The sequence below is a fragment of the Paenibacillus sp. LC231 genome (assembly GCF_001860525.1).
Classification (GTDB): Bacteria; Bacillota; Bacilli; order Paenibacillales; family Paenibacillaceae; genus Paenibacillus_AQ.
Genome location: NZ_JFOM01000015.1, coordinates 719,075 through 735,421 on the forward strand (window position 1 = coordinate 719,075; position 16,347 = coordinate 735,421).

At 49.9% G+C, this 16,347-nt stretch carries 15 protein-coding genes and 1 riboswitch; of the genes, 10 read left to right on the forward strand and 5 right to left on the reverse strand.

Features of this window, described 5'->3' with window-relative positions:
* The first annotated feature begins 4 nt into the window (after window positions 1-4).
* Together AK95_RS13250 and AK95_RS13255 are read left to right on the forward strand one after the other, a co-directional pair.
* Window positions 5-763: a LamB/YcsF family protein gene (locus AK95_RS13250; protein WP_071220409.1), complete on the forward strand. Its 759-nt coding sequence runs from the start codon at window positions 5-7 to the stop codon at window positions 761-763.
* A 65-nt stretch (window positions 764-828) separates the two neighbouring features.
* Window positions 829-1,467 carry a pyroglutamyl-peptidase I gene (locus tag AK95_RS13255; RefSeq protein WP_071220410.1) on the forward strand — a complete coding sequence of 213 codons (639 nt, stop codon included), beginning with the start codon at window positions 829-831 and terminating at the stop codon, window positions 1,465-1,467.
* A 170-nt stretch (window positions 1,468-1,637) separates the two neighbouring features.
* Here AK95_RS13255 and AK95_RS13260 read toward each other — a convergent pair whose 3' ends face one another.
* The 3 genes from AK95_RS13260 to AK95_RS13270 form a co-directional block, all read right to left on the reverse strand.
* Window positions 1,638-2,039, reverse strand: a complete 402-nt coding sequence (locus tag AK95_RS13260) for an immunity 7 family protein (RefSeq protein ID WP_071220411.1) — start codon at window positions 2,037-2,039, stop codon at window positions 1,638-1,640.
* Window positions 2,040-2,058: 19 nt separating this feature from the next.
* Window positions 2,059-4,167: a restriction endonuclease fold toxin gene (locus AK95_RS13265; protein WP_235613093.1), complete on the reverse strand. Its 2,109-nt coding sequence runs from the start codon at window positions 4,165-4,167 to the stop codon at window positions 2,059-2,061.
* 192 nt (window positions 4,168-4,359) lie between these two features.
* A complete protein-coding gene (locus AK95_RS13270) occupies window positions 4,360-5,493 on the reverse strand; it encodes a phosphodiester glycosidase family protein (protein WP_071220412.1) in 1,134 nt (377 codons plus the stop codon).
* Between the two features lie 234 nt (window positions 5,494-5,727).
* Between AK95_RS13270 and AK95_RS13275 the strand changes: the two genes are divergently transcribed.
* From AK95_RS13275 to AK95_RS13285, 3 genes are read left to right on the forward strand one after another with little or no spacing between them, the layout of a single operon-like run.
* A complete protein-coding gene (locus AK95_RS13275) occupies window positions 5,728-6,096 on the forward strand; it encodes a GntR family transcriptional regulator (RefSeq protein ID WP_009591066.1) in 369 nt (122 codons plus the stop codon).
* Window positions 6,096-6,986 carry an ABC transporter ATP-binding protein gene (locus AK95_RS13280; protein ID WP_071220413.1) on the forward strand — a complete coding sequence of 297 codons (891 nt, stop codon included), beginning with the start codon at window positions 6,096-6,098 and terminating at the stop codon, window positions 6,984-6,986. The genes AK95_RS13275 and AK95_RS13280 overlap by 1 nt, the downstream gene beginning before the upstream one ends.
* Window positions 6,983-7,666 carry a hypothetical protein gene (locus AK95_RS13285; protein ID WP_071220414.1) on the forward strand — a complete coding sequence of 228 codons (684 nt, stop codon included), beginning with the start codon at window positions 6,983-6,985 and terminating at the stop codon, window positions 7,664-7,666. Before AK95_RS13280 ends, AK95_RS13285 begins: the two co-directional genes overlap by 4 nt.
* 17 nt (window positions 7,667-7,683) lie before the next feature.
* Here AK95_RS13285 and AK95_RS13290 read toward each other — a convergent pair whose 3' ends face one another.
* Window positions 7,684-9,009: a voltage-gated chloride channel family protein gene (locus tag AK95_RS13290; protein ID WP_071220415.1), complete on the reverse strand. Its 1,326-nt coding sequence runs from the start codon at window positions 9,007-9,009 to the stop codon at window positions 7,684-7,686.
* 72 nt (window positions 9,010-9,081) lie between these two features.
* A riboswitch (Fluoride riboswitch) is annotated at window positions 9,082-9,142 on the reverse strand.
* A gap of 232 nt (window positions 9,143-9,374) precedes the next feature.
* Here AK95_RS13290 and AK95_RS13295 point away from each other — a divergent pair.
* From AK95_RS13295 to AK95_RS13310, 4 genes are all read left to right on the forward strand, one after another.
* Window positions 9,375-10,430, forward strand: coding sequence for a FecCD family ABC transporter permease (locus tag AK95_RS13295; protein ID WP_071220416.1), 1,056 nt, complete (start codon window positions 9,375-9,377; stop codon window positions 10,428-10,430).
* On the forward strand, window positions 10,430-11,464 hold the full coding sequence (locus AK95_RS13300; RefSeq protein ID WP_071220417.1) for a FecCD family ABC transporter permease: 1,035 nt from the start codon (window positions 10,430-10,432) through the stop codon (window positions 11,462-11,464). Before AK95_RS13295 ends, AK95_RS13300 begins: the two co-directional genes overlap by 1 nt.
* Before the next feature lie 94 nt (window positions 11,465-11,558).
* The gene (locus AK95_RS13305; protein ID WP_071220418.1) at window positions 11,559-13,274 is read left to right on the forward strand and encodes an ABC transporter ATP-binding protein; all 1,716 of its coding nucleotides are present in this window, start codon (window positions 11,559-11,561) and stop codon (window positions 13,272-13,274) included.
* A 33-nt stretch (window positions 13,275-13,307) separates the two neighbouring features.
* Window positions 13,308-14,306: an ABC transporter substrate-binding protein gene (locus tag AK95_RS13310; protein WP_071220419.1), complete on the forward strand. Its 999-nt coding sequence runs from the start codon at window positions 13,308-13,310 to the stop codon at window positions 14,304-14,306.
* Window positions 14,307-14,474: 168 nt separating this feature from the next.
* Here AK95_RS13310 and AK95_RS13315 read toward each other — a convergent pair whose 3' ends face one another.
* On the reverse strand, window positions 14,475-14,879 hold the full coding sequence (locus tag AK95_RS13315; protein WP_071220420.1) for a winged helix-turn-helix transcriptional regulator: 405 nt from the start codon (window positions 14,877-14,879) through the stop codon (window positions 14,475-14,477).
* Window positions 14,880-15,070: 191 nt separating this feature from the next.
* Here AK95_RS13315 and AK95_RS13320 point away from each other — a divergent pair, with 191 nt between their 5' ends.
* On the forward strand, window positions 15,071-16,276 hold the full coding sequence (locus tag AK95_RS13320) for an MFS transporter (RefSeq protein WP_071220421.1): 1,206 nt from the start codon (window positions 15,071-15,073) through the stop codon (window positions 16,274-16,276).
* Window positions 16,277-16,347: the final 71 nt, after the last annotated feature.

Genomic DNA, 16,347 nt, shown 5'->3' on the forward strand with positions numbered 1-16,347 from the left:
CAGCATGGTTCGAGTGGACCTGAACTGTGATATGGGAGAGAGCTACGGTGCTTACAAATTAGGCAATGATACTGAGCTTCTTCGCAGTATAACTTCGGCCAACATCGCTTGCGGATTTCATGCAGGCGATCCGGCGGTCATGCGGGCAACGGTCCGTCAAGCGATCGAGAGCGGTGCCGCAATCGGCGCGCACCCGGGCTTGCCTGATCTGGCCGGCTTTGGAAGAAGAAGAATGGAGATTACGCCTGCCGAAGCTTATGATATGGTAACCTATCAGATTGGAGCCTTGATGGCTTTTGCAATACAGGAAGGGTCCGGGCTGCAGCATGTAAAACCTCACGGTGCCCTGTATAATATGGCTGCGACCTCCAGACCCCTTGCGGATGCGATTGCATCGGCAATCAAGGATATCGATCCGACACTCATTCTGTATGGGTTGGCAGGCAGCGAGTTAATCGCAGCGGGGGAGAAGGCAGGGCTTCGCACAGCAAGTGAAGTGTTTGCGGATCGTACCTACCAGGATGACGGCACACTCACGCCGAGACATCTGCCGGATGCCATTATAACCGATCCCGAGGCTGCGGTCACGCAAGTAGTCCGGATGGTGAAAGACAGAGTGGTAGTTACCCTGTGCGGCAAGGTGATCCCCATTACGGCAGAAACCGTCTGCATTCATGGAGATGGACCGCATGCAACGTTATTCGCGAGTGCCTTGCGATCACGGCTCGAGGCAGAAGGCGTAAGCGTTCAAGCACTGCTATAATAAAAGCTGGTATGCGATTTTCGTGACCAGGCAGCTTACATAAACGAGTACAGGAGATATGATACATGCTAAAAATATTAATTTCAGGCTTTGAACCTTTTGGCGGGAGCTCTGTAAATCCAACGGAGAGACTGGTTGAGGAGATTAAGCACGACTCCTTCCCCGGCGCAGAGATCAGAACGCTGCTTCTTCCCGTACATTATGATGAGTGTGCGGAGATTCTGCTGAAAGAGATGAAGGCATACGAGCCAGATGCAGTCATTGCTTGTGGCGTGGCGGGTGGGCGGACCGCCATTACACCGGAACGAATCGCCATTAATATCAAGGACATACCGCCGGAATCGACGATTTCGGATAATCGGGGAGTTAGACCTCAAGACGAGCCCATAGACGCTGACGGACCGGACGGACTGTTTTCAACCCTTCCCATCCGTTTGATGGTCAACCGGCTGAAGGAAGCGGGAATTCCAGCTGCGGTATCCAATACAGCCGGAACGTATATTTGCAATAATACGATGTATGCGATTTTGAACGATATTCGCCTAAAGCAAAAGTCTACTATTGGTGGCTTTGTGCATTTTCCGGCATCGACGGAGATGGCCGTGGAGAAGCCATCCTTGCCGACGTTATCCCATGAAACGATGTTGAATGGCCTGCGGATCATCATACAGACAACGATGGATGAATTGAATGGACGAGCTTAAGTCACAGTGGCAATCACATTCTATTTGTGCAAAGAGTATGTAGTTACATCATTGAATAGATGATCCATATCCAGATAAACCATAAATCCCGTAACCCGCCATCCATGAGAACATCATGACATAGCGAGTAACGGGATTTCTTTTATTATCTAACTTTAGTTATCATGTCATTAATCGACTTCGTCTTCGATCACCGGGACGCAAGGGGAGAGAAACGGATCGCTTTGTTCCTTCAACTGCCCGCGTGCCAGCACCTTGACCCGGAACTCGTTATCATAGCCTTCCAGATTCTCATCATCTCTGGTATACAGAAGACCGTATGAACCGGGAGCGATTTCGCCGATCAATTGGTACAGCGCCTCGATCTCGGCAGCCTCGGCTCCCTTGCGGTTCGTAACACCTCCGACATGAAGGTAATAGGAGCCGTTAGCCGCATTTAAGGATAACAAGCCGCTTCCCCATGCAAATTCGGTTATCTTCAGCTGTATTTTCTGAATGATCATGTCGAGCTGCCCGGCATCCGCCTCCGCAGGATTCTCCTGAATGGCAGCCCAGCCGTGAAATTCATACATGAATGCTCACTCCTTGTCGTTATAATGGATCGGTATCAATGTGGACTTCTATTCCATATCTTTGGCTGTATTCATGTAATTTGTCAATAACCGATTGGGCGGGCTCCCCTTCAAAATGATAATAGACCTTTCTGCCGGTCTGCTCCGCAGCTTCGAAGGTCGCTTTCATTTGATCGCGGACCTTTTTGTTAACCTGCTGCAGGGCAGGCTTGGTCTGGGCAACATACTCATCGCTAATGGCGTCGAATTCCCTGCCGATCGGGTCGGAATCAAACTTCATTCTCGATTCGCCGCCAAGTCGCTCCGCAAGCGCATCCGCGGCAGCATCCGGCTTGTTAACCTTCTGCAGCTCTCCGGAATATCTCGGTACCTCTTGCGGGGTTCCTTCCGTTTCGTCAGGTTTTTCTTCATCCGGTTTATCATTCGGCTTATGCTCACGGTCATCGTCCGGCTTTCTCGGACCCTCTTCCGGCTGTTCATTCGTAGTGTCCGGTTTCGGATCGCGCGTTCCGCCAGTGGGAGCATCCGGCTCATTGCGCGTTTTCAAACCTAGCTTCTCGGAAAGCGTATCCAGCCACCTTCTCGCAGTGGGACCCAGCTTATTGGACAGCCAAGATACTCCTTTACCTATCGGAATGCGGCTGAGGATGACGGCTAACACGGCAGCTGCCGCATTTTGAGGAGAAAGCAGCTTCTTCGGATCGCGGATGTATCCGGCAATCTCGTGTCCGCCACCCGCAATGCCTGCGCCGGTCAAGGCAATGCCAAGAGCAGGCCAGAAGCTGACAAACAGCAGGGAAAGGGCAAAGGCTCCCAGTATGATACCCGCTTGTTCCCAGCCGCTAAGCCGGTCCCACCAATTCTGGAGTGAGTCGAACAAGCATGAAAAACAGGAGGAGTCAGCAGCGATCATCGAAGTGCCGATACCGGAGAGAATCCCTGCAGCAAGCATGAGGATGCCGATAGCTCCCAGAACGGCAGTATACTGTCTAACCTTCTCCTGAATCTGATCCCTTTGGCTTGCTGCTTCAAGATTGCCATATAATAACGAATATCCGAGCTCGCGCCGTTCTCGGTAGAATGCCATCAGGTAACCTAGGCGTTTCCGGTCTGTTAAGAGAGCCCGCGCCATCTGCCAACACTCCGTTAATGGATTGATAAGGCCCTCACCCTTCAGAACCGGGAGACGGTCACGGATTCGATGCAAATCGAAGTAGTCGATGAACAAACCTGCAACCAGCAGGAGCAGGAAGAAGCCTTCGGTTCGGTAGCCTTCACCGGTCCAGTCATGAAGAGTCAGTATCCACTCCGGAAGCCGATTCTGCCCATTCCAGGCCGCATGATTCAGGATAGCCCAGAGGAGAAGGACAGCCGGAAAAGCATAGGTCCAGCGAGAGAGACGCTTGGCGTACCGGAAAGCGATGCCGATTCCAAGGGCGATCATGGCACTATGTACAGGATGCGTAACATTCATCATGGTCGGAATAAAACTTTCCTCGAAGTAGCCCGGAAATAAATCAAAGAACTCCCAATGCAGCGTTTTACCGCCGAGAAACGACACCCCGTAATTGCTTTGGACCAGGCGCCTCGACAGCTCCTCCATAAATTGAAAGCCAATGCCGGGAGCAGCCCCTAACAATACATAATCGCTCAGGCTTAACGTCGTGGCTCTTCTTGAAAAAAACAAATACAGTCCGAGAGGCAATAGCTTATAAATTTCCTCAACAATCGGGGTCATGACGGCAAATGACCATGTATCGGTAGTCCGTCCTCCAAAAATCAAATGAAGTCCCTGCATGGTCCCATTGGTCAAGGGAATGACCAAAAGAACCCCTGAGAGAACAAACAAGCTGACCTGCTTCCAGGCAACGGTTTTGCTTCGGCTGAGCAGCCAAAATTGCAGCAATACGTAGAAAGACCACAAATATTGAACTAGCATGGTCCGTGATTCTTCGATCAGCACCAGACTAATAACGAGCACAAGTAGGGAAAGCCAGGAAAACAAGTGATACACCTTGGCAATGAAAGGGTATCTCCTAATCCATTCCCTCCAAACCCGATATATCCCCTCGATCATGTCCCTGATTTTCGTCCGAATGACCGCGATAGACGATGTAATGGAATCCACCCCCCGCTGAATGAACCACCAGCCTACGAATCGTTCACAAAAGACAGTTTGCTATATATTTACACAATTGGTGCTCATGGTGAAACATTTTCTTGATCAGCATATGCAGCTCGAAGCGGAGGTAGTGCTGCTTATGAAGAAAACCCCTGATCAGCCGGTAGAAGAACCGGATAAACAGGGGAGAGTAGGTAACTATTTATATTTTACGACAATGGCATTACTAATCTGCCGCCCAGGCGTCGTTAAGTACGATCCATTATAATACAAGCCGCTGGAGGCACCGCCATCCAGGTTCATTGCTTGGTATGCCCCGGCTTGCTTCATGATGTCCGCAAGCTGTGGAATGGTTGCTCCGCCAGTCGTTAACATGATCAGTTTATGATCCTTCGTGATACCTAGCGCGCTCCGTGCGCCGCCGCCTGTTAGAATCTTCGGATCTTTGAAGCCTTCCTTCTTGACGTCCAGGGTGACCTTGCCGTTAGTCAGCAGACGCGGGCCAGCTTGAAGGGCTCCTTCCATATGTCCGGCATCATATACGGATTTGAAATCAAGTCCTGGAATCATGGCGGCCAGATTGTTGCTGTCATAGGTGAAGATCGTTCGATTATCCCCCGAGGCCTTGTGCAAAATATTGCCATTGCTGACCAAATAGCCGTAAGGCGCTTTGTATGCACCGGAGGTGTAGGCATCAAAGAATGTGCCGTTAATAGCTACTACGGCTTTGCTGCGCTTGGCTATACTGCGCAAATCCTCGACTTTCCCTGCTTTATTGCCTGCCAGAACAACGTCCAGTTCCACCTTCGGATGGAGAAGTGAAACGGTGACCACCTGTGCGCTGAAGGAACGGGAGCCAACCTTGAAGGTTTTCCTAGTCGACGTCACGGGCTTGGTTTGGCTGGATATGAATGTTCCAGATAGAACAGGAAGCGTGTGTGCTACATTCCCGTCCGTAATTTTCAGGGTGGATCTATTATGGCCCCAGGATAGCTTTAAGCCCAGATGTTGACTGACGAATTGCAGGGGTACATAGGTAGAGCCGTTTTCGGAGAACGGGATTGCTTTAGCCTGAACCCTTTTGCCATTTACGTAGGCATTCCGACTGCCCAGGTATAGGGTGAGAGCTGTATCTTCGCGTGTGATATGGAGTTTTTTTTCAGCAGCTGTATACGCCACTTTTACACCATCGTAGGTCTTGAGTACCCCGACCGAAATATAGGACTGGCCGTTCTTGTCCACATAAGCTAAATTCTTGGCAGCGGATGCGGCATACAGCGGCGTTATTACCGTCAGCATGGCTAGTACAACGATTGCAATGATTCTTTTCATGTTCCTCTCAAGCTCCTTCTTCTCTTTATCTGTAGTGGGCAACGCTGGATTTGCGCCTATACTTTATCGGAAGTTAAGGACTATTTGTTTAGGACAAAAGTCTGATGTTTGTTTAATTTTTGTAAATATATTCCGACAACCCATTGACAAGGGGCTTCATCTCTTATATGGTTAATTACATGAGTAACTAACCAATGATGCAATGAAGGTTATAAACGAAAGTTGGTGAGGTAAATGGCATTTCAGATTGATGACAGCAGACCGATATTCATGCAAATTGCCGACAAAATTGAAGACGACATCATCGAAGCACGACTGCCTGAGGAGACACAGGTTCCGTCAACGAATCAGTTTGCAGCCTTTTACCAGATCAATCCGGCAACGGCTGCTAAAGGCGTAAATCTGCTGGTGGATCAAGGGATTTTGTACAAGAAACGGGGGATTGGCATGTTTGTAGCCTCAGGGGCTCGTGAATTGCTGATGGAGAAGCGCAAGACGGAGTTTTATGAGCAGTACGTTGTCGCCATGGTTAAGGAAGCGGCGAAGCTTGGGATTACCAAAGATCAATTATCGGAAATGATCCGCAGAGGGGAGCAAGACTGATGAGCCAAACCGTGATTGAAGTCAAGAATTTGAGTAAGAAATATAAGGATACTATGGCCGTCGATAATGTGAGCTTTAAGGTAGAAGCCAACAAGATCTACGGATTGCTGGGAAGGAACGGAGCCGGCAAAACGACCATCATGCAGATGATCACAGCGCAACTATTCGCAACCCAGGGTGAGATCCGCGTATTTGGTGAGCATCCTTATGAAAATCTAAAGGTCATCCAGCAGGTATGCTTTATTAAGGAAGGCCAGAAGTATCCGGATCTGTTCACGGTCAGGGATGTGATGGAAACCGCAGCGAGCGTATATCCGAACTGGGATGCGGAATATGCCAAGGAACTGATCGAGGTATTTCGATTGCCCATGAAGCGACTCGTGAAAAGATTGTCCCGCGGTATGCTATCGTCGGTTGGCATCATTGTCGGACTCGCCAGCCGCGCACCCATTACGATCTTTGATGAGCCTTATCTGGGTCTGGATGCCGTGGCCAGAGAGCTGTTCTATGATCAATTGATCGAGGATTACACCGATCATCCGCGTACGATAATTCTGTCCACGCATTTGATCGACGAGGTTAGCAGACTGCTGGAGCATATCATTGTCATTGATGACGGGAAAATATTGCTGGACGACGCCACGGATGATTTGCGGGGACGCGCTTATACGATCGTCGCTCCCTCCGGGATGGTCGAATCGTTCATCCAGGGGCAGGAAGTGATCCATCGGGAGTCTTTCGCTTCCATGTTGTCCGTTACGTTAATGGGAAGCGCATCAACGAAGTTAAAAAAAGAGGCGGAAGAATTGGGTTTGGAAACAGCCCCGGTCTCCCTTCAGCAGTTAATCGTATATCTGACTAAGCGTGAAAAGGTGGGGGGCCAACTATGAACGGAATTCCTGGCGTACTGCGTATTTATACGAAACAGAAATTATCCTGGATTTACTTGCCTTGGGCAATCACAGCATTCAGTTTTCTGACTAACTATTTTATCAGCCTAATGGTTAATGGAGATTCATTCTACGCCGGTGGCTTGGCTACGATTTTTATCTATGTCTTTGTCGGGGCTTTGGTTTCGGTGCTGCAGCTGTTTCCATTCGCCCTAGGGTTCAGTATTCGAAGAACGGACTTCTTTGCAGGATCTGTTCTTATGTTGGTTTTGTACAGCATCTTTACGTCAATCATTTTATTGGTATTAGCTGAAGTTGAACGGTCAACGGGTTCTTGGGGAAATCGGGTATCTTTTTTTAAACTGCCGTATTTAAATGACGGCACGTTGCTAGAACAATTTATGATCTATTTCATAGTACTGATTTCATTTGCCTTTATCGGGATGGGAATCGGTGTCTTCTATCTTCGGCATCGTGGTATTAAAACCTTTGTCATGCTTGCGGCCTATTTCATTCTATTATCGGGGCTCAGCGTACTAATTACCCAATATGGCTGGTGGGGACATGTAATTGACTGGGTTGTGAAAAACACTGCTTTTGAATTGTCGCTGTGGTTCATTCCGATCACGCTTATCCTTGCTCTCTTTAGTTACCGTTCGATTCGCAAAAGCTCGGTGTAAAGGCAAAAGACGTCCGATTACTCGGACGTCTTTTGTTTGTGCTTCTGTTTATTTAACGTCTTCGCACCCGCAAGCGTTGTGCCCAGCGGAAACGAGAGGAGCGGGTGTTTGGATATGCCGATTTGTTGGGAGGTATAGATGCCGGAGTGCCCGGAGAACAGGTAGCTGATAACGCAGGCCATCAACATATACACGGCGCCTTCCCCGCCGAACAGTTCGATTCCCATAATAAAGCAAGCAATCGGGGTGTTCGTCGCTCCGCAGAAGACGGCAATAAATCCTAATGCAGCCAGGAACGGAGCGTATAATCCGATCCATTCGGATAACGCGTTGCCCAGCGTTGCCCCGATGGCGAACAGCGGAGTTACTTCCCCTCCTTGGAACCCTGCTCCGAGCGTCAGCGAGGTAAAGAGGATTTTGCCGAGAAAGGCGAGAGGTGATACCTCGTCTGTGAAGGAGGCTTCAATCAGGGGGAGTCCTAGCCCCAAATATTCGCGTGTCCCAAGCAGATAAACCAGCGCAATGATGATGATGCCGCCGACAGCGCTTTTGATCATCGGATTACGGAAGAAATAACCGTACCACTGCTTCAAGGAATGGGTTAGCTCACTGAACAGCCGGCTTGTCAGACCAAAGAGAATCGAGGCGAAAATCACCTTTAGGATCACCAGGAAACTCAAAGCCGGAATTTCTCCGATCGGATAATGCAGATGGCTGACGCCCCATAGGGAGGTGGCGATCAGATTCCCGACCAAGCTGGCTACGAATGCAGGTAATAGGGCTTGATGCGAGATCAGTCCGATGGCAAGCACTTCAAGTCCAAATAACGTTCCTGCCAGCGGCGTGCCGAAGATGGATCCGAAGCCGCCGCTAATTCCGCAGATTAGCAGTATTTTTCGATCCGCCGGCGTAACGCGGATAAGCTTACCGAACCACTCCGATAAACTTCCTCCCATCTGAACGGCAGTGCCCTCACGCCCTGCAGATCCCCCAAACAGATGCGTGATCAATGTCCCGATTAGCACTAAAGGCGCCATGCGCAATGGAACGGATTCCGTACCGCCATGGATTTGTTCAAGGATGAGATTATTTCCTTTGGTGCTGCTCTTGCCAAACTTGTAATATAGGAAGCTGACCCCGGCCCCTCCCAAGGGAAGAAAGAACAGCAGCCAAGGATTCTCCATGCGAAGGGAGGTAACATAGTCCAGACTGTAAAGAAAGAAGGCGGAGGCGCTGCCCGTCATCAATCCTACAAAACTTCCCAGAACCATCCATTTGATGAAGTAACCGGACAACAAGGCGTATGGCCATTTTTCGGCAGCGTTAAACCATTTTTTAATCATGAAATTTCACCCGTTTCTATATATTCGCCGCTAACCCTTCAATACACAAACAGACTCCTACCAGGAAAGCGACCTCTGGTAGGAGTCATTAGCTGTCGAAGCGGTTACGGCGAACTCCATCGCCTCATTCAATTAGCATTAATTGTAATGGAATAGAGGTTTCTGTGTCAATGGCACAATCCGTTAGGCGCAAGGCATTTAGTTAAGCCCAAAGAGTATCGCTTATATTTGGAAAAAAACGCTTGACTTGGGCATGGACTTTTTTCAGGTGGGAAATTCAAGATGTCCATGGACGCAGGAAAGACCTATATTTTATAGTTACAGATGATAATGAGAATCAATATCATAGTATTGAGGGGAAAATGATGTCAGCAAACACGTCCAATCCAAGTCTTACAGATTCCAAGACTCACGTTGCACTCAAGGGGCGACCATGGGCTGCGACCCTGATTCTTACGGGCGGCGTTGCAGCGCTGGTGCTTGGCATAGCTTTATCGATATCGCTCGGAGCGGCCGATATTGATCTGCGAAATGTATGGGAAGCGGTGTTCTTCTTTAATCCCGATGTGACGGAGCATCAGATCATACAGGAACTGCGCTTGCCGAGAGTCCTCGGCGGGGCGATGGTGGGCGCCTGCTTTGCCGTATCCGGCGCCATCATGCAGGGGATGACCCGCAATCCGCTCGCTGATTCCGGTTTGCTCGGATTAAATGCGGGAGCTGGTTTTGCCATTGCCCTCTGTTTTTCCTTTTTTCCGGGGCTGCCTTATATGTACCTGATACTGTTCTCATTCCTTGGAGCAGGATTAGGTGCGGTTCTCGTGTATGGGGTCAGTTCCATGGCAAAAGGGGGGCTAACGCCGGTACGTCTCGTTCTTGCGGGTGCTGCCCTTAGTGCTTTGTTAAGTGCGCTTAGTGAAGGCATCGCATTGTATTTTCAGGTCGGACAGGATATGGCGTTCTGGTATGCCGGCGGAACCGCGGGGATTAAGTGGGTCCATCTGAAGATTATGCTGCCGTGGATCGTCGCTGCTATATTGGGAGCTATTGCATTGTCACGCTCTATTACCATGCTCAGCCTCGGCGATGAGATCGCCCGCGGGCTCGGGCAGCGAACGGGTCTCGTCAAGCTGGCCGGAACGGTGATCGTGCTGGTGCTGGCAGGGGCTGCCGTCTCGGTTGTCGGTGCGGTAGGCTTTGTCGGTCTCATGATTCCGCACGTCACCCGCAAGCTGGTCGGTGTGGATTACCGCCTCATCATTCCTTGCTCGGCCGTTCTTGGGAGCTTGCTGGTCGTCATTGCCGACTTAGCTGCAAGAATGGTGAACCCTCCTTACGAGACACCGGTGGGCGCGATCATCGCATTGATCGGGGTGCCCTTCTTCCTCTACTTGGCACGCAAAGTAAGGAGGGAGCTGTAATGCAGACCATCACGAATACCATGCATGGGCGAAAAGTCAAGAAGCGCAAAATCATCACCCTGTCTGTGCTGGCTGCCCTGATCGTTCTAGTATTTCTAATCAGTATGAACACGGGGGTCATTCGTTTGTCGCCGCTTGAGGTCATAAAAACACTGTTTGGCGGCGGGACGGATAAGCAGGAGCTGGTGCTGTTCGAATTCCGCTTGCCGCGTATCGTCATCTCGCTGCTGATTGGGGCAGGCTTAGCAATATCGGGATGTGTGATGCAGGGAATATCCCGTAATGAGCTGGCGGATCCGGGTATCTTGGGGATTAATGCAGGTGCAGGCTTGATGGTGATGCTGTTCATTTCATTTTTTCCAAGTACGACTGCGGCTCCTGTCTATCTATTGCCGGTGCTTGCATTGATTGGGGCGAGTTTAACCGCTGCATTAATATGTGTGCTGGCCTATAAGAAGAATCAGGGCTTTAAGCCGACGGGGCTGCTCTTAACAGGGATTGCCGTTGCGGCTGGCATTAGTGCGGCAATGATTGTGCTAACGCTGCGCTTGAGTCCTGAAAAATATCAGTTTGTTGCCACTTGGCTGGCGGGCAGCATTTGGGGTTCGAGCTGGAAGTTTGTATTGGCATTGCTCCCATGGATCCTTGTGCTTTTGCCCTTCGTCATGTATAAAGCGCAGGTGATGAACGTTCTCAATCTTGGAGAACCGATGGCGACCGGACTCGGTGCTTCCGTCACGAAGGAGCAGCTGAAGCTGTTGGCAGCGGCGGTTGGCTTGGCAGCCTCGTGCGTGGCGGTAAGCGGCGGAATTGGATTTGTCGGACTTATCGCACCCCACCTGTCCAGACGCTTTGTCGGTGCGAAGCATCAGCTGCTGCTGCCGGTAACGGCACTGGTTGGTGCACTGCTGGTTATCACAGCCGATACCCTTGGACGTTGGATCATCCAACCATCTGAGATTCCGACGGGGATCGTAGTTGCGGTGATCGGTGCTCCTTATTTCCTGTACCTGTTATCCAGATCGAGAGCATAAAAGGATAAGTTCGTCACGGATCTAAATGGGGCAATTGTTAAAAAGAAAGGACTTGCTCATTTCTATAGCGGAATATCGGATTAAGGAGGTCCTTATGCTGCGTCGATTTTTTTCCTATTACAAGCCTTATAAAGGGCTGTTTATCCTGGATTTTTGCTGCGCTATCTTTGCGGCTTTACTTGAATTGATATTCCCGGTTGCCGTCAACCGCGTGATTGACGACTTGCTGCCAAGCGGCAACTGGAAGTGGATCTTATACGCTTGTCTGGGTCTTCTCGGCATTTATGTTGTCAGTTCCTTCTTGCATTACGTTGTTACCTATTGGGGGCATAAACTCGGCATCAACATTGAGACGGATATGCGCAAAAAACTGTTTGATCGGGTTCAGAAGCAATCCTTCCGTTTTTTTGACAACAACAAGACGGGACATCTAGTCTCGCGGATGACAAACGATTTGATGGATATCGGAGAAATTGCCCACCACGGTCCGGAAGATCTGTTCATCGCCGTCATGACGCTTGCCGGAGCTTTGGGCATCATGCTCGGACTTAACTGGGAGCTCGCGGTGATGACGTTTGTGATTGTTCCATTGATGGTCTATCTATCGCTGTATTTCAGCGGGAAAATGTCGGCTGCGTTCAAGCGCATGTTCTCCGATATTGCCGATTACAACGCACGGGTGGAGAACAACGTCAGCGGTATCCGAGTGGTACAAGCCTTCTCGAATGAGGAGCATGAAATGGCTCGTTTCGCGGAGAACAACAACCGCTTCCGCTTAACGAAGCTGGTAGCTTACCGCATCATGGCTTGGAACTCTTCGATCAGCTTTATCCTGATGAAATTCATCTCCCTGTTCGTTTTGGTGTGCGGTACTTGGTTCGTGATCGAAGGGCGGATGACCAACGGGGAATTTATCGCTTTTGTCATGCTGTCCAACGTGTTCCTCGGGCCGATTAAACAGATCAATGCGGTGATTGAGATGTATCCGAAGGGAATCGCCGGTTTTAAGCGGTATTTGGAGCTGCTTGAGAGCGAACCGGACGTTGCGGATTCGCCGGGTGCCAAGCCAGTTAACCATTTGCGGGGAGACATTGCCTTTCACGGGATATCCTTCGGTTACGAGAACAAGGATCAAGTGCTGCAGGATGTTAATTTATCGATTCGAGCTGGTGAAACTGTTGCGCTTGTGGGTCCGTCCGGAGCGGGCAAGACCACCCTGTGCTCTCTGCTGCCGCGTTTCTATGATACAGCTGCTGGCCGGATTACGATTGACGGAATCGATATCCGGGACATGACGCTGCAATCCCTACGTTCCCATATTGGCATCGTGCAGCAGGATGTATTCCTGTTTGATGGCAGTATTCGCGAAAACATTGCTTATGGCCGACTGGATGCTGCAGATAGCGACATTATGAAAGCTGTGAGCCGTGCCCAGCTTGAGGATCTGGTCGCTTCGCTTCCGGATGGGCTGGACACCTTAATTGGCGAGAGAGGCGTTAAGCTGTCCGGCGGACAGAAACAGCGCCTGTCGATCGCCCGGATGTTCCTCAAGAATCCGCCGATTCTTATTCTGGACGAAGCAACGTCTGCATTGGATGCGGAGACCGAAGCGGCGATTCAGCAGGCGCTGGCCGAACTGTCGGAGGGACGTACGACCCTGGTGATTGCACACCGACTAGCAACGATCAAGAATGCAGACCGCATTGTGGTTGTTGCAGACAAAGGTATCGCCGAACAAGGTATCCATGAAGATCTGCTCGCAGCTCATGGTATATACAGCCGATTGCATCGGGCTCAATTCGGTGCTTGATCCAAGCTTAAACTTTATGAGGAGGATGAAACTATGTTCACATCTAAATTTCGGGTAACTCTCTCCATGCTCATCCTATGTTCGTTCTTGATTTCCGCATGTGGCGGGAATGGAAATACCACCAACGAAGCGGGTTCTTCAGGCGAAACAGCTGCAGGCGCGGACAAGCCCCAGACTGAAGCCGCAGCTCCTACGACTAGAAAGATGGATACGATTCATGGTCCGATCGAGTATCCCGCCGATCCACAGCGAATTGTAGTCGATGCATATTTACCTACCTTATTGCTGCTCGGAGAAAAACCGGTCGGCGCAACAGCGAAAGATCTTGAGAATGTCCACATCCAGGACAGGATTGCAGGAATAGAGAGCACAGGGGAAAACTCGACGGAAAAGATTTTGGAACTGAACCCCGACCTGATTATCAGCGCTAACTCCGATCCGGAAGTTTTCGAGAAGCTGTCTAAAATCGCGCCGACGGTCATTTTGCCTTATGAAACCTATCGAAGCGTGCACGAAGAAGTAGAGGGATTGGGTGCTATTCTTGGCAAAGAAGTAGAAGCGAAGGAATGGCTCGCTGATTTTGATAAGAAAATAGAAGGACTGCGCGCGAAAGTGAATGGCGTTATTGAAGAGGGTGAAACCTTTTCCATCTTTGGCGCTTTCGGCAAAACCTTCTACCTGTACGGTGACGGCATTTATCGAGGAGGATTGGCGATCTACAAGGAGCTTCAGTTAACGCCTCCGGCAACGATTCAAAAAGAATTGATTGATGCCAACGTGACTTACAAAGAGGTTTCCCTGGAAGTTCTGAATGATTACGCAGGCGATTATATCTTCTTTGATGAGTCTAACGGTGCCGAGATGGATAAGAAGGACAAGGTGTGGACTTCGATTGAGGCCGTCAAACAGGATCGCGTGTTTTATCTCGATGCCAAACGGTTCTGGCCGTTCGATCCCATTGCTGTCCTGGCCCAGGCTGAGGAAGTGACGGAAATGATCGTCAGTCAAAAAGAGAAAGAGAACGCGAAATAACCACGGGTCTCGGCGCTTACGCATGGAATGTGCCGGAGGGTATTACATTTCTTTCATTCCCTGAATTGATCTTATGATTTGATAGCATAGAGAGAATATGAAAAGGGCAAGGTCCGTGATCACGGACCTTGCCCTTGCTGTTGTATCAGGAGTGCTTATAAATCGGGTCTAGCGTGCATCTGTGGCTGTGGGCTCGTCCGAGACTTTCAGTTTATCATTCAGGATACTGTCCTCAAGCACGCTGAATTTGTCCCCGTATACCTTCGTGATATGTTTTTCGCCCCATGCGCAGAGCATATCCAGAATTCCGCTCAAACTCATGCCGTACTCGCTCAGCTCATATTCCACTTTAGGCGGTACTTGATTATGAATAATCCGATTGATCACTCCGTCGTCCTCCAGCTCCCGCAGCTGCTGCGTCAACATTTTTTGGGTGATGTGCGGCATGAGACGCTTCAGCTCGTTCGTTCTTTTACGGCCATGGGTCAGATGGCAGAGGATCACGCATTTCCATTTGCCCCCGATCACTTCCAATGTCGCTTCGACGGCGATGTTGTATTTCTTCGTTTGCATATTCATCCTCCTATTCTTCATAGGGACTAAAAAGTACCTAGGGTACTGTCAGGTACCTACATTACAAAAAAGTACGTTCTTCACACAAGAAATGATATAGATCATAATAGCATTTGCCAGCTGGATTACACCATACTCAATATTTTTACAATATACAAGCAAGAGAATAGGAAAGGGGAAATATTAACATCATGATGATCGATAAAAAAAGAAGTATGCTGGCTCTTATTGCGCTTGCCGTCAGTGCCTTCGCCATCGGAACTACGGAATTTATCAGTGTAGGGCTGCTGCCGTTGATTGCGGAGGATATGAATATATCCGTCACGACCGCCGGATTAACCGTCTCGATGTATGCGCTTGGTGTTACCTTCGGTGCGCCGATCCTTACGTCGCTGACATCAAGGATGTCCAGGAAGACTTTGCTGCTCTGGATTATGATCATTTTTATAATTGGTAACAGCTTGGCAGCGGGCGCATCTTCTATTGGTATCCTGCTTGCAGCTCGTGTGTTTTCGGCCTTTTCGCATGGCGTATTTATGTCGATCGGCTCGATCATTGCCGCAAGCGTGGTGCCTGAGAACCGCAGGGCATCCGCGATCTCCATCATGTTTACGGGGCTGACGGTAGCGACGGTTACCGGCGTTCCGCTTGGTACGTTTATAGGTCAACAGTGGGGCTGGAGACTTGCTTTTGTCGCCATAGTCGTGGTCGGTATTGTTGCGTTGATCGCGAACAGTATCCTGGTCCCTTCCGACCTGCCTAAGGGAGAACGCACTTCATTCCGTGACCAGGCTAAATTGCTGACGAATGGAAGACTGCTGCTTATGCTCCTGATAACGGCCCTCGGTTATGGGGGGACCTTCGTCGTCTTCACTTATTTATCCCCATTGCTGCAGGATATAACAGGCTTCAAGGAAAATACGGTGGCCATCATCCTGCTAGTATACGGGATCGCCATTGCAGTCGGTAATGTGATCGGCGGGAAGGCAGCCAATCGCAACCCGCTTCGTGCACTCTTCTATATGTTCATCGCCCAAGCGCTGGTGCTGATCACGCTTACGTTTACCGCACCGTTTCAAGTGGCAGGACTGATCACGATTATTCTTATGGGATTTCTGGCTTTCATGAATGTGCCGGGACTACAGGTTTATGTCGTCATGCTGGCTGAGCGGTTTGCACCGGGGGCTGTGAATATGGCTTCCGCGCTGAACATTGCAGCATTTAATGCCGGTATCGCTATCGGCGCATTTCTTGGCGGCTTAATCACGAATTCCATGGGCCTGATTCATACGGCATGGATCGGGGCGCTGATGGTGCTCGGCGCGGTCGCTCTTACCGGATGGAGCTTGAAGCTGGAACGGAAGGAAACGGAGAAGCCGAGTAAGCAGGCGGCCTGAATGATCATTTTATGAAGGGTGGTGATGTCTAAGCGTATTATCGGGGATACTGCAGTATAGGCTAACTTTTT